11 protein-coding genes are annotated in these 13490 nt (G+C 63.0%); 6 read left to right on the forward strand and 5 right to left on the reverse strand.

Annotation, left to right across the window (positions count from 1 at the left end):
• Position 1: 1 nt before the first annotated feature.
• The 5 genes from AB4Y32_RS02050 to AB4Y32_RS02070 all read right to left on the reverse strand — a co-directional run bounded on the left by AB4Y32_RS02050 (position 2) and on the right by AB4Y32_RS02070 (position 3609).
• On the reverse strand, positions 2-184 hold the full coding sequence (locus tag AB4Y32_RS02050) for a hypothetical protein (protein ID WP_368719733.1): 183 nt from the start codon (positions 182-184) through the stop codon (positions 2-4).
• 43 nt (positions 185-227) lie between these two features.
• Positions 228-1568 (reverse strand): c-type cytochrome, encoded by a 1341-nt coding sequence (locus tag AB4Y32_RS02055; RefSeq protein WP_439899705.1) that lies wholly within the window; start codon positions 1566-1568, stop codon positions 228-230.
• Entirely contained in the window at positions 1565-2287 is a 723-nt protein-coding gene (locus AB4Y32_RS02060; RefSeq protein ID WP_368719735.1) for a cytochrome c, read from the reverse strand. Before AB4Y32_RS02060 ends, AB4Y32_RS02055 begins: the two co-directional genes overlap by 4 nt.
• Positions 2288-2500: 213 nt before the next feature.
• Positions 2501-2719 carry a hypothetical protein gene (locus AB4Y32_RS02065; RefSeq protein WP_368719736.1) on the reverse strand — a complete coding sequence of 73 codons (219 nt, stop codon included), beginning with the start codon at positions 2717-2719 and terminating at the stop codon, positions 2501-2503.
• Positions 2716-3609, reverse strand: a complete 894-nt coding sequence (locus tag AB4Y32_RS02070; RefSeq protein WP_368719737.1) for a LysR family transcriptional regulator — start codon at positions 3607-3609, stop codon at positions 2716-2718. Before AB4Y32_RS02070 ends, AB4Y32_RS02065 begins: the two co-directional genes overlap by 4 nt.
• A 109-nt stretch (positions 3610-3718) precedes the next feature.
• Here AB4Y32_RS02070 and AB4Y32_RS02075 point away from each other — a divergent pair, with 109 nt between their 5' ends.
• The 6 genes from AB4Y32_RS02075 (at position 3719) to AB4Y32_RS02100 (ending at position 13335) form a co-directional block, all read left to right on the forward strand.
• A complete protein-coding gene (locus AB4Y32_RS02075) occupies positions 3719-5017 on the forward strand; it encodes an MFS transporter (protein ID WP_368719738.1) in 1299 nt (432 codons plus the stop codon).
• Positions 5018-5683: 666 nt separating this feature from the next.
• Positions 5684-6337 (forward strand): response regulator, encoded by a 654-nt coding sequence (locus AB4Y32_RS02080; RefSeq protein WP_368719990.1) that lies wholly within the window; start codon positions 5684-5686, stop codon positions 6335-6337.
• Between the two features lie 122 nt (positions 6338-6459).
• Complete coding sequence (locus AB4Y32_RS02085) at positions 6460-7170, forward strand: response regulator (protein ID WP_368719739.1); 711 nt, start codon at positions 6460-6462, stop codon at positions 7168-7170.
• 86 nt (positions 7171-7256) lie between these two features.
• Positions 7257-7898 (forward strand): response regulator, encoded by a 642-nt coding sequence (locus AB4Y32_RS02090; protein ID WP_368719740.1) that lies wholly within the window; start codon positions 7257-7259, stop codon positions 7896-7898.
• A 219-nt stretch (positions 7899-8117) separates the two neighbouring features.
• Positions 8118-8864: an aquaporin gene (locus AB4Y32_RS02095; RefSeq protein WP_368719741.1), complete on the forward strand. Its 747-nt coding sequence runs from the start codon at positions 8118-8120 to the stop codon at positions 8862-8864.
• Between the two features lie 10 nt (positions 8865-8874).
• Positions 8875-13335: an ATP-binding protein gene (locus AB4Y32_RS02100; RefSeq protein WP_368719742.1), complete on the forward strand. Its 4461-nt coding sequence runs from the start codon at positions 8875-8877 to the stop codon at positions 13333-13335.
• Positions 13336-13490 lie beyond the last annotated feature (155 nt).

Consider the following 13490-nt stretch of genomic DNA (forward strand, 5'->3'; position numbering starts at 1 on the left):
ATCAGTGAATGACGCCGCGCGGCAGAAACACGAGAAAGTAGAAGCCGATCCAGATCGCGAGGACGACCACGGCGGCGACGCCCGCGACCGCGATCGCGCCGTTCGGTCCTTGCGCGACGATGCGTTCGACTTCGTCGTCCGAAGCGGTGCCGTAGTGGTCGCCGGAGTGATCGTTAGGGTCCATCTGCGAAGTCTCCGAGGACAGGGTTTGTGTCAGTGAAGCGTGATCAGTGCAGCGGCGCCTTGCGCAACTCGTTGACCTGTTTCGCCGTCACGGGCTGGCCGTGATTGCCCCAGGCCGTGCGGATGTAGGTGACGACAGCGGCGGCGTCGGCGTCGTTCAGCTCCTGCGCGAACGGCGGCATGCCATACGGCTCCGGATTGCGCCGCGTGCCGGGCGGGAAGCCGCCGTTGAGCACGATGCGGATCGGGTTGACGGCCGAGTCCATTTCGATCGACTGATTGCGCGCAAGCGGCGGGTAATGCTGGAGCTTGCCTTCGCCGTTGTCGCCGTGGCACATCGCGCACTTCGTCATGTAGATGTGCTGGCCGGATTCGAACACGGCGGGCTTGACCGTCGCCGATGGACCCGTCTTGCGGCCCGGATCGTTGTCGGGCAGCGTCTTCAGATAGACGGCCATCGCCTTCACGTCGTCGTCGGTCATGTATTGCAGGCTGTGGTACGTCACTTCCGCCATCGGGCCATAGACCGCGCCGCGATCTGAGATGCCCGCCTGCAGCAGATCGACGATGTCCTTGATGCTCCAGTCGCCGAGGCCGCCGTCCTTGTCGGAGGTGAGCGACGGCGCGTACCAGTTCTGCACCGGGATCAGGCCGCCCGCGAACTGCTCGCTCTTCGACGAGCCGCCGAGCAGATTGATCTTCGTGTGGCACATCGTGCAGTGGCCGAGCCCTTCGACGAGATACGCGCCGCGATTCCATTCGACGGAGCGCGTCGGGTTCGGCTGGAACTCGCCTTCGCGGAAGTACAGCGAACGCCAGCCGATCAGCAGCTCGCGCTGGTTGAACGGGAAGCGCAACTCATGCTTGCGGTTCGCCTGATGCACGGGCTCGACCGACTTCAGGTACGCGAAGATCGCGTCGGAGTCTTCGCGCGTGACCTTCGTGTATTGCGCAATCGGCATCGCGGGATAGATCAGCTTGCCGTCCGGGCTCTTGCCCGTGCGCATCATCTTGAAGAAGTCGTCGGCCGTCCATTTGCCGATGCCGTACTCGTTGTCGGGGCTGATGTTCGGCGTGTAGAGCGTGCCAAACGGCGTTTCCATCGCGAGGCCGCCGCCGAACGTCTTGCCGCGCGGCGCCGTGTGACATGCGACGCAATCGCCCGCGCGCGCAAGATACTCGCCGCGCACGACCTGTTCGGGGCGCGTGCCGGCGGCTGCTGGCGCGGCTGCGCCCGCTCCATAAGCAACGCTGACGAACGGAGATTGCGCGGCGATGGCGGCGAGCGCGAGCGCGGTGCCTGCGAGCACTGACATCGTCGCGCGGCGCGTGAGGCGGGCGGCACGTTGCATGCGATTCACGGAGCGAGAGGAGAGGGTCTTCATTCCGGTTGGCTCCCACATGCCAATGGCAGCTTGCCGGGCAGTCGCGACACGGGACGCGGATCGGCAGGCCGCGGCTGGCGCGCGAGCCAGCTCGAGACCGCGGTGATGTCCTTGTCGTTCAGTTTGACGGCGATCGAGTGCATGCAGTCGGGCGCAAGCGCATGACGCGTGCCGGAGCGCCATGTGCCCATCTGCCCGGCGATATAGCTCGCGTGCAGACCGAGCAGGCCGGGAATGCCGGGTTGCTGTCCCGTCAGGTGCTCGCCGTGACACGCGGCACACGCGGGAATGCCGCGCTTCGCATCGCCTTGCATGACCAGCTGCTTGCCGTAGTCGAGCGTTGCTTGCGGCAGCGGATTGGTATCGGGATTCGGATAGGGCGGCTGGCGATCGGCAAAGTACTGGCTGATCTTGCGCAGATAGTCGTCGGGCAGGAACGCGAGCAGATAGCCCATCGGCGGATACGTGCGGCCGCCGTCGCGGAATGCAGTCAGCTGGTTGAACAGATAGTCCGCGGGCTTGCCGGCGATGCGGGGGAAGTAGTCGTTGTTGCGCCCCTGGCCCTGCACGCCGTGGCAGGTCGTGCAGGCGTGCATTTTTTCGTCCATGGCCGACGGCGGCGGTACGTCGTTCGAGGCCGCAATCGACGGCCGCGCACTCAGGGTGCAGATGGCGCAAATCAGCAACAGGATCGACGAGCCGACGGTTCTGCGATGCACGAGTGGCCTCGTAGGGAAATGGGATTCTAGATTCGTTGTGTGAACACCCTTTGAAGATGCGGGTCGCTCTCTTCAATACTGCTTGGTCGCCTCAGTCACGTATGTGACTTATGTCAATCGAATGGCTGCTGCACTTGTCCGTCCGACGCGCGGCGCCGACAGTGTATTCAAGTTCGCAAAAAGATGCAGAATAGGGGACGGTTTTGCCAGGTTTTACGATGTTTTACCAAACCGCTGCCTCGTGGGCCACGACGCGGCTTCGAGTCCGCACACGAACAGGCTTGCCGCAGAACCGACAAGCTGGAGCATCACGATGACGCTGACATTGCAACCATCATAGGAGGCAATCTGCGTGCTTTCAACGAATGCCAGAAAGAACGCCGCACTAAATGCGGTCATTGCCCTGTTTACGGACATGACCGTTGCGTTCATGCAAGCAACCTCATGAACGCTGCGCGCGCATTGGTGACCAGTGCGCTTTCGCCCGGGCGCGCCGGCAACAGATGGAATTCGACTGAAGGCAACTCAGGCAGGCCGATGGTCGCCGGACAGGGCACCATGCCCGAGCCGATCGACGATTCATTCAGACACGAGATGCCGAGACCTGCCTTCAGCGCGAGTTGAAGCCCGGCCATGCCCGAGGCCGAATGCGACACGAGGTATGGCACGTCGCGTTCGTCGAGCAGCCTGACGACGAAGCGCTGCAACTGGCATGTCGTGGGCAGTAGCACCAGATGAAAAGGGGCGGCGAAATGTTGCTGATCGGCATCGGCTGACATCGCCCAAACGAGCTTCTCGCGCCGCACGACGGTACTCGACGCGCGCGCGTTGCCAGCCGTAGCGCGCTTCGTGCCGGGCGCCATGATGCGCAGCGACAGGCCGATGTCGAATGTGGTGTCGTCTTCGACGCTGCTGTCGATCACAGCGCTCGGCAGCACGGTCACATGCAGACGCAGGCGCGGATGCTGTTCGGAGAACATCTTCAGCACGCGCGCGACATCGTGCGGGCGATAGTAGTCGGTGATCGCGATGCGCAACTCGCCATCGAGCGATCGCCCTTGCAGGTCTTCGAACGCCGCTTCGCTCATCGCCAGAATGCGGCGCGCGTGATCGAGCAGCTTCGCGCCCGCCGGCGTCGCGGTCACGCCCTGCTTGCCGCGCAAGAAAAGAGGCTGGCCGGCACGCTCTTCGAGCTTCTTCAATTGCTCGCTCACCGACGATTGCGACAGGAACACGCGTTCCGCACCCGCCGACACGCTGCCCGCTTCCGCGACGGCGACGAAGCTGCGCAATTGCGCGAGGTCGAATGCACGCTGGTTCATGTTTCGGATTCTCCGATGGAAGGCATCTTATTTTCCCGCTTTTCCGATTGATCGTCCAACCATAGGATAGCCGTCAACGGAACCTGATGCGGAGGCTATCGTGGGGCAAGTGGTTGATCGAACTGGAAGTTCAGGCGGCGTGCGCGCCAATCACCGATGGAAGGTGCTCGGTGTCGGCTTTGCCGCGAACGCGAGTTTTTCGGCAGCGTTCTCGGGCATTCCGACGACGGCGGTTTTTCTGCGCCACGGCTATCACATCGGCAATGGCGGACTGGGCCTTGTGCTCGGCATGCTGGGTCTTGGAATCGCGGTCAGCGAACTGCCGTGGGGGCTGCTCACCGATCGCTGGGGCGACCGGCGCGTGTTGCTGCTCGGCCTGTTGACGACGGCGGCGGCGCTCGCCGTGATGGCGGGCTTCGTCGTGCCACACGGCGCGGGGACACCGGGCATCGTGCCGCTCGCGCTTGGACTGCTTGCCGTCGGGCTGCTCGGCGGAAGTGTCAACGGGTCGAGTGGACGCGCGGTGATGGCGTGGTTTCGCGAAGGCGAGCGCGGACTCGCGATGAGCATCCGGCAAACGGCCGTGCCCGCAGGCGGAGGACTCGGCGCAGTGATGCTGCCGCCGCTCGCTGCGCACGTTGGGTTCGTCGCTGTGTACGGCGTGCTTGCTGGGTTGTGCGCCGTGACCGCGTGGTTCGCATGGCGCTGGCTGTATGAGCCGCCCGTCGCGGCCGCGTGCGCGACGCATCAAGCGGCCATCGACGACGAAGGCGCGGCTTCGCAGCCACTGCCCGTTTCGCCGCTGCGCGACATCGGCGTGTGGCGAGTGGCGTTGGGTATCGGCGTGCTGTGCGTGCCGCAACTCGCCGTCGTCACCTTCGCGACGGTCTTTCTGCACGACTTCGGCCGCGCCGGCGTGCTCGCGATCAGCGCGACGATGGCCGCGGTGCAGACGGGCGCGGCCGTCGCTCGCGTGTGGAGCGGCCGATGGACCGACCGGCACGGCAACAGACGCCAGTACATGCGCGCCTGCAGTGTGCTGACGGCGCTGCTCTTCGCATCGCTTGCGCTGATCGCGGCGGGTGTGGGTGGCGGGCACGGATGGACGACTGTCGCGCTCGCAGTGATGATCGTGCTCGGTGGCGTGAGCGCCTCTGCCTGGCACGGCGTGGCCTACACCGAACTCGCGACACTCGCCGGAACGCGCCGCGCGGGCACGGCTCTCGCGATGGGCAACACATGCGCGTTCATGACGCTGTTCGTCACGCCGCTCGCGATTCCTCCGCTGCTCGCGGCGACTTCGTGGCCAGCCGTGTGGGCGATTGCGAGCGTTTGCGCATTGTTTGCGTTGCCGGTGTTTCCGCGCCCGTCGCGTGCTGCCGGGTATGGATCGCGCGTCAGGGCGTGATCGTCGGGTCGCATTTCCCGGAATTGGGTTTAGGCGTTCAGCCACGTGCTGAGCGCTTTTTTATTTTTTCGGTTATTGGTTTATGCGCGATTGATCGAATTAATCCGGTGACTGAAAAGCCTTCCGTTGTGTCTGAATTGTCTGTCACGAAAGTCAGATTTATTTTAGAAGTTTGTTTTTCTGATTCGCGCTTCTAGGGGGCCTTCTCTTTTGGGCGTATATTCGGCGACCGTGAGGATGTGGGTTGCCTATTTTTCAATGTTGAATCCAAGCGTGAATAGGCAGGCTGCCATCAGAGAGGTGCGCCAGACCCTATGGCTCCGTGCTTCAGCGGTGTTCGTGCTGCTGCTTCCTAACGCCTGTTTTGAAATTTCGGAAATGATTCGCTGAAAATGGATATCCGTATTCAACGTGAAACTGTTTGAAAGCGGTAATTCTCAACGAAATTTTCAAATTATCTTTGAATCAGACATTGATTCGGAACTCTCTGATATTCCATTTTCCCTGCGGATGTTTTGATTCTGTTTGTCGGAACACGATTCGTTATATGTCACAAGCGTTGCCGTAAAGCGGGCCCGTTTCGACGTTACCTTGAAATGGGCGTTTCGGCGCTGACAGATATAAACCAATAACAGGGCAAGGCGGGCAACAGTGAACCTTCGAGTCATGCTGGCAGACGATCACCCGTTTGTTCTGCTCGGTATCCGGGCCACCCTGATGGCGCGAGGAGGCTTCACTGTCGTCGGTGAGGCGACGAATCCTTCGTCACTCGTGCAATTGATGGAGAAGACGCCATGCGATGTGCTCGTAACGGACCTGACCATGCCCGATTCGTCCGGCGACTCCGACGACGGGCTGCGACTCATCCGGCGTGTCCGCACGCGCTGGCCGGAAGTGCGCATAGTCGTGCTGACGAGTCTGACCAACGCCGCCATTCTCCGCTCGATCATGTCGGACGGTGTAATCGGCATGCTCAACAAGAGCGAATCCATGGACGAACTCGCGTCGGCCATCCGCGCAGCCGGCATGAGTCGCTCTTATGTCAGCCGGTCGATCCTGCAAACACTAGCGGATGCGAGCGGCGAGCCGCTCGGCATGTCGCCGATGCGCCATCTGTCGCCGCGTCAGGCGGAAGTCATCCGGATGTTCGTGCGCGGCAAGTCGATCTCGGAGATCGCTCGCGAACTCGGACGCGATGTGAGGACGGTCAGCCGGCAGAAGCGCGATGCGATGGCGAAGCTCGGCGTCAGCAACGACCCCGGACTCTTCGCGTTCGTGCGTGCATATGGTCTTGTACAAAGGCGTATCACGGACTGCTAATCAATTATTTGAATCGTCACTTTCAGAGAACTCTTATGTCTGCGTGCAGTTGAATGTCTGATTCTCGCGGGCATAGCGCCTACCACACGATACCAAGCTAGAGCACAGGAGGGACCCACGTCGTGAACATCAGAAAGGACGTGACACTGCCGATCCGCACCATCATCGCCGACGATCATCCGCTGGTCCTGCTCGCGATGGAGAACTTGATGTCGGGCTTTCCGAACATCGAACTGGTGGGCAAAGCAACAGATTCATCCGAACTGTTCGCCGAGGCGCAGCGCGTCAAATGTGATCTCGTCGTCATGGATCTGTATATGGCGGGCGGCTCGCATGGCGATGGTGTCGAAATGGTCCGTCAGTTCAGGGAGCGTCATCCCGATGTGGTCGTCGTCGTATTGACCATGGAGGTCGCGGCCGAGGTGCTGCAAAAAGTGATCGGGCTTGGCGTGGGTGCCGTGATCAGCAAGCGCGATCGCATCGACCTCATTCACGTGGCAATCGTTACGGCGCTGGCGCGCGAATGCTATGTCGGTCCCGCGATTCGTGCGCTGCTGGCCGAAGCCACGCTGTCGCGCCGCATTGACTATGTACGACAGGTTCTATCGAGACGCGAGCTCGAAGTGCTGACGCACTACGCGTCGGGACGCGGTGTGACCGAGATCGCGCTGAGGCTCGGACGAAGCGTCAAGACAATCAGCGCTCAGAAATGCACGGCGATGCGCAAGCTGTCGCTGCAAAGCGATGCCGATCTGTTCAGGTTTGCGGTCGAGCATGGTCTCGTGCCGGGCGACCAATCAGGCGCCGAAGGACGGATGGCCGCAAGAGCCTGACGCACTGGCATTGCGAACGTGGCAAAGCGACCGTCCGAGGGGAAGCGCCATATGCGACGGCGGTCGACTAACAAGAATACAAAAAGATGGAAAACAAGATTCGCGTCATCGTGGCCGATGACCACGCCTGTGTGCGCGATGGCATTCGGTTTTTGCTCAATCAGATCACGCATGTGTCGATAGTCGGCGAGGCGTCCGATACGCAAGGACTCGCCGTTTTGCTCGATTCGTGCGCGTGTGACGTCGTCGTCTCGGATATCGGCATGCCGGGTATCGACGGCGAGAGCAATGCGATCCAGTTTCTGAGGCGTCTGTTGTATCACGCACCACAGTTGCCCATCGTGGTGCTCACCATGATCCATCAGGCGTCCATCCTGGTGGGACTGCTACAGCATGGCGTTGCGGCCGTCGTCGACAAGCGCGACATCACGTCGTCGCTCGTCCATGCAATCGACGCCGCACTGACCGGGCAGGGCTATCTGTCCGATCACGCCCGCACCGCGATCGCGCAGGCCGGCACGCCTCAGCCCAGGGTGGGTGTCATAAGTGCACGCGAGTGGAAAGTGTTCACGATGTACGTAAGCGGCATGACGATCGGTCAGATTGCCGTCAGGCTCAACCGCAGCGCCAAGACGATCAGCACGCAAAAGCGGAACGCGATGCGCAAGTTGGGGCTGGAAACGGAAGCCGACGTCATCGACTACGCCTGCCAGATCGGGCTCACGTGAGCGCATTTTTTCGTGAGCGTCGCGCGCCCTGTGATGTGCCACCGCTTTTCGGAGTTGTCCGATTCCGCCTTTATTCAGCTAGGCAAACAATTCTCTGTTGTCCCCGATTATCGGGGCTTGGCGCCACGCCATTGATTCGCCATGCAAATCAATCGACACCGAGCGCATCAATGAGACTAGCCCGTGCACTTATCGGGTGGCGCAGTTACGGGAGGATGCATGTCAGGGCTGGGGAAGCGGTTGATCGTCGAGGGTGCCGGAACGGCGTGGCTCGTATTCGTGGGTTGCGGCACGGCCGTGCTCAATGCGGGCGCGCAAGGCAGCAACATGCTGGTCGTGCCGCTCGCATTTGGATTCGCGTTGGCTATGGCGACCTATGTGTTCGGGCGTTTCTCAGGTGCTCACTTCAATCCCGCCGTCACGGTCGGCTTCGTGACGGCTCAGCGTTTTTCTGTTCGCGATCTCGCTCCGTATATTGCCGCGCAGGTTCTCGGCGCGATCGCTGGCGCCGCGTTGCTTGCCTATATTGCAGGCGGCCGGCCCGGCTTCGCACTTGCGGCTAGCGAGTTTGGCGCGAACGGATACGGCGATCATTCTCCCGCCGACTTTCAACTCCACTCCGCTTTGGCCGTCGAACTCGCGATGTCCTTCGCGTTCGTCACGGCGCGCATGCTGACCCCGGACGGCAGGGCGGCGAGATTGCTTGGTCCACTGATAACAGGCGTGTGGCTGGCGTTGAGCTACATCGTCGCGACACCTGTGACCAATGCGTCGCTCAATCCCGCGCGTTCGACGGGGCCGGCGCTCTTCGTCGGCGATTGGGCGCTCGACCAGTTGTGGCTGTTCTGGGCGGCGCCGCTGGCGGGTGGCGTGCTCGCAGGCCTGCTGCATTCGTATCTGCTCCGTTATCCGCACGATGCGCTTGCGCCTTCTTCGCGCGGGGACGGGCACGGCGAGTCGGCGTGAGTGCGTAACCATGCTTTGGTCGTGCGCTTCCACCCGTTCGCTCTCCGGCTTCACATTCGGCGCCACGTTGATCCGCATCTGCCGGGCGCTCGCGAGCAGCCTCGCGTTGTTGTCGATGCTGTGCAGCCAACCGGCAAACGCTGCATCCGCACGCGATCCGCTCGCGTTCCCATCGAGGCTGGTTGTCGGCGTGCTCGCAAACGGCTGGGCGCCATTCGAGATGTTTCAGGAGGGCAAGCTCGCCGGCCTGAGCGTCGACTATCTGCACGCGGTTGTCGGACCGGACACGAAGATCGAGCCGAAAGCGTTTCCAGATATGGAGCAACTGCTCGCGGCGGCATGTTCGAACCGGGTCGACGTGCTGATGAGCATCGCTCGCACACCGGAGCGTGAGCATTGCCTGTCGTTCTCGGTGCCTTACTTTCGCGGTTCGACTTCCGCTGTGACGCTTGCCAGCAATGCGCTGGTGTTGTCTGGCCAGACGCAGGTCCAGAACGCGCGTGTCGCAGTCGAACGCGGCTTTGCACTCAGCTCGGTGTTGCGTGAGCGATTTCCGCACGCCCGGATCGATTCCTTCGCCGACACCTCATCCGCGTTGCGGGCGATCAAACAGGGCGGCGACGACGTTTACTTCGGCTTCACTCCTGCCGTGCGGCATTACCTTGCCGATTCCGAATTTCGCAGCCTGAGCGTTGCATTCGAGGAAACCGGTCAGTTCAGTGAAATGCGCTTCGCGGTGCCTGTTGCGAGGAGCGCTCTGCGAGACAAGCTGGACCATGGACTCGCAGCGATTCAACCAGAAGACGAAGCCGCCATTCGGGCGCGCTGGCTCGGCGGCGGCTTCGACGCACGGCCTGCCTCGGCGGTGCCCAATCTCTTGCTGAGCCGCGAAGAGCAGGTATGGCTTCAGTCGCTGCCGCCGTTGTCGGTTGGCTTCGACAGCGACTGGGCTCCATTCAGCACGCTTGATGAAATGGGCAGACCGTCCGGCGTCGCCGCCGACTACCTCGACTATCTGGGCCGCACGCTTGGCATCACCTTCCATCGCGCGCCAGCGAAGGACTGGTTCGCGACGCTTGCCGACTTCGGCCGTGGCAAGGTCGCGGTGCTCGCCACCGCCACGCGCAACGATCCGCGACTGTCGCAAGCTGCCTTCAGTCAAGCATATGAAATCTATCCGCTCGTGATCGTGGCGCGCGAAAACGAACCGGCCGCGCGCAGTCTCAACGATTTCTCGTCGCGCCGTGTGATGGTGTCGGCGCATACCCAGGGTTCGGTGCCGTTTCACCTGTATGGTGTGTCGGCGGCGCGCGTGACCGTTACCGCCAGGCTGGACGAGGCTTTGAAGGCGCTCGCCGCCGGACGCGCCGATGCGCTGGTCGGCAATGTAGCCGAAATCGATGCCGCGCTCACGCAGCAATATGCTGGTGTGCTGAAGATCGTCGGCACGGTACGCGAACCGGACGCGGTGGGCTTCGCGGTCCGTCTGGACCTCGCGCCGCTGGGCGGGCTGATCGACCGCGCATTGCTCGCGATGCCCGCGGGGGAGCGGCAGCGTATCCGTCAGAAGTGGGTGACGGGCGACGTCCGCGCGCAGCGCGGCTGGAGCGTGACCGCGCTGAGACTTTTGCCGGTGCTGATCGGTATCGGCGTCGTGCTGCTGGTGACGCTGCGGGCGTACGTGATGTTGCAGCGCGAAGTCACGCGGCGCGAACGCACGGAGCACGAACTCGAATCGCAACTGAACTTCCAGCAAACGATGATGGAGATGATGCCGTATCCGTTTGTCGCGAAGGATTTGCGCGGGCGCTACATCGCCGTCAATCGTGCCTACGAGGAAGCGACCGGGCTCAGACGCAACGCGGTCGTGGCCCGCACGAGCGCCGACGTCCGCGCGTGGGGTGAGGACAACAGCGTGCGTCTCGAACAGCTGACGCATGACGCGCTGGCGAGCGGGATACCTACGCAGATCGAACTCGAATTCGAAGACCCCAACGGCGATACGCGGCATGGCCTGTTCTGCGTGCGCGTTTGCAACGGAGCCGACGGTACGCCTTCCTGTGTGCTGGGCACGGTCGTCGACATCACAGACATTCGCCGCGCCGAAATGCTTGCGAGCGAAACGCAGCGGCGTCTCGTCGACGTGACGGCGTCTCTGCCAGCCGTGGTGTTCCAGTTGCGCCGCGGGCTCGATGGCAAATACACGTTCCCCTACGTCGGCGGCGATACGAAGCATCTGCTCGGCTACGACAGCGCGGCGCTGATGCGCACGGGCGCGCTCGATTTCGCCACCATCTGCGTGGATGACCGGCCGGTTGTCGTCTCGGAACTCGAACGCTCGGCGGAATTGTTGGCACCCGTGCACCTGGAATTCCGGATCGACGGGCCGACGGAGCAGCGCTGGGTCCGCGCTGAACTCGTGCCGCGCCTCGAGCCGTCGGGCGCGACCGTCTGGAGCGGCTATTGGGTCGACGCGAGCATCGAGCGGTTGCGGGCCGATGAACTGGCGCACGCGCGCGACCTGGCCGAGGCCGCCTCGCGCGCGAAGGACGACTTCCTTGCGATGATGAGCCACGAAATCCGTACGCCGATGAACGGCGTGCTCGGGCTCGTCGAAGTGCTGGAGCGCACACGGCTCGAAGCCGATCAGGGCGAGATGCTCCGCATGATTCACGAGTCGGCGGGCGCGCTGCTGCAAATTCTCGATGACCTGCTCGATTACTCGAAGATCGAAGCGGGACGGCTGACCATCGAATCGGAGCCGATCGACTTGCGCGATCTTGTCGACACGGCAGTTGGCTTGCTGGCAGGGCGCGCACATGAGAAAGGCCTGAAAGTGCGCGTCGATATCGAGCCGCAGGTGGCCGCGACGCTGCGCGGCGACAGTGTGCGTCTGCGACAAATCCTGTTCAATCTGCTCGGCAACGCGATCAAGTTTACGCCGCAGGGCGAGGTCGACGTGCGCGTCGTAGTAGTCGAGCAGAGCGACGCCGGGCAGACGGTCGAGATCACCGTCGACGATACGGGTATCGGCATCGCGCCCGAAGTGCAGGCGCGGCTGTTCGAGCCGTTCGTGCAGGCGGAATCGTCGACCACGCGGCGCTTCGGCGGCACGGGCCTCGGCCTCACGATCTGCCGGAAACTGGTTGCGTTGATGGGCGGCACGCTCACGTTGTCCAGTACACAAGGCAAAGGCACGCACATGAAACTGCGGTTGCTGATGCCGCTCGAAACGGAGCACTACGCGGCGGGCGGATTGCGCGGCAAGCGCGGGATCGTTGCGACAGCCGACGCGGCCGTCGCGAAGGGGCTGATCCACTTCGGCGCGGCGCTCGGCCTCGATTTGCGTTGCGCAGATCCGGCACGCGATGAACTAACCAATCCGCATGCGCTGCGCGGCGTCGATCTGATTTTCGTCGACGTCGGCGTCGAAGTGCCCGCAGCCGTCGGGCAGTCCGGCGCGAAGGTCGTCGTCTTGACCGAGATGCCCAAGCCGACGGGCTACCGGATCGTCGACAACGCAGTGCGCGTGAGCATCAATCCGATCTCGTGGCGCGGCCTGAGCGCGGCGTGCGCCGCGGCGCTGACGGAGCTGTCGCCCACGCCGGCGCGTCAGCCTGGCGACGCGGAGGCGGGCGTCGTTGCGCCGCCGGATCGGGAACGCGCGATCGCAAGCGGTCGTCTCGTGCTCGTCGCCGAGGATCATCCTGTGAACCAGGAGCTGATCCGCCACCAACTGGCGCTGCTCGGCTTTGCATGCGATGTCGTCAACGATGGTGCCGAAGCCCTCGAAGCGCTCGGTTCGACACCGTACGGCTTCCTCATTACCGACTGCCACATGCCGCGAATGTCCGGCTACGAACTCGCGCGAGCGGTTCGCGAGAAGGAGGCGTTGACGGGCGCGCGGCTGCCGATTCTCGGCATCACGGCGAACACCGCGCCCGAAGATCTGAAGGCGTGCCGCGACGCCGGCATGGACGATTGCCTCATCAAGCCGACGCGGCTCGCCACGTTGCGCGACTACCTGAGCCGCTGGTTCGGCGCGGACAGCTCGCGTACCGGCACGCCCGGCGAGGCGCCGGGCGTTCCCGTTGCCGACGCGCAGCCCGAGAACCCCGACAGCATGACGTTCGTCCCCGTCGATCTCAGCCAGTTGACCCAGGTCTGGGGCAGCGAGTCGACGGTGAAGTCGTTGCTCGATGCGTTCGTGTCCGCGGTGCGCGACGATATGCGCGCGTTGCCGGCGCTGCTGCATGAGCCGGATGTCGCGGAGCTGCGGCAATGGCATCATCGTGTCGCTGGCGCCGTTGGCGTTTTGCAGTATCCGGCGTTGCTTCGCGCGCTGGAACACTATCGTCGGCAGTTGACGATCGCGCCGCCGGAGACGCTGCGCAGCGAAGGTATCGCCCTGGCGCGTATGTGCAATGCGATGCTCGACGGCATCGAAGCGCAGGCTGCGCTGCTTGCCTAAGGTCTCATTTCCTCCTCTTTCGCAAGGCTTTACGTTGCTGCGTGTGAGTCACACGCGGTGCTCCGATTTGCACTAGTATGTGCTGGCGCTACGTGCGGCATCGCATCGGCCGTCATGCCGATGCGCCGATGCCGCGTGCAAAGACTCGGAGAAAA

Source organism: Paraburkholderia phymatum (genome assembly GCF_040965635.1).
Taxonomy (GTDB): Bacteria; Pseudomonadota; Gammaproteobacteria; order Burkholderiales; family Burkholderiaceae; genus Paraburkholderia; species Paraburkholderia phymatum_B.

Excerpts from the sequence above, each read along its gene's own strand:
- AB4Y32_RS02100 (WP_368719742.1), top strand. The coding sequence starts at position 8,875 with ATGCTTTGGTCGTGCGCTTCCACCCGTTCGCTCTCCGGCTTCACATTC.
- AB4Y32_RS02065 (WP_368719736.1), bottom strand. The coding sequence starts at position 2,719 with ATGAACGCAACGGTCATGTCCGTAAACAGGGCAATGACCGCATTTAGT.
- AB4Y32_RS02050 (WP_368719733.1), bottom strand. The coding sequence starts at position 184 with ATGGACCCTAACGATCACTCCGGCGACCACTACGGCACCGCTTCGGAC.
- AB4Y32_RS02080 (WP_368719990.1), top strand. The coding sequence starts at position 5,684 with ATGCTGGCAGACGATCACCCGTTTGTTCTGCTCGGTATCCGGGCCACC.
- AB4Y32_RS02070 (WP_368719737.1), bottom strand. The coding sequence starts at position 3,609 with ATGAACCAGCGTGCATTCGACCTCGCGCAATTGCGCAGCTTCGTCGCC.
- AB4Y32_RS02055 (WP_439899705.1), bottom strand. The coding sequence starts at position 1,568 with ATGAAGACCCTCTCCTCTCGCTCCGTGAATCGCATGCAACGTGCCGCC.
- AB4Y32_RS02095 (WP_368719741.1), top strand. The coding sequence starts at position 8,118 with ATGTCAGGGCTGGGGAAGCGGTTGATCGTCGAGGGTGCCGGAACGGCG.
- AB4Y32_RS02090 (WP_368719740.1), top strand. The coding sequence starts at position 7,257 with ATGGAAAACAAGATTCGCGTCATCGTGGCCGATGACCACGCCTGTGTG.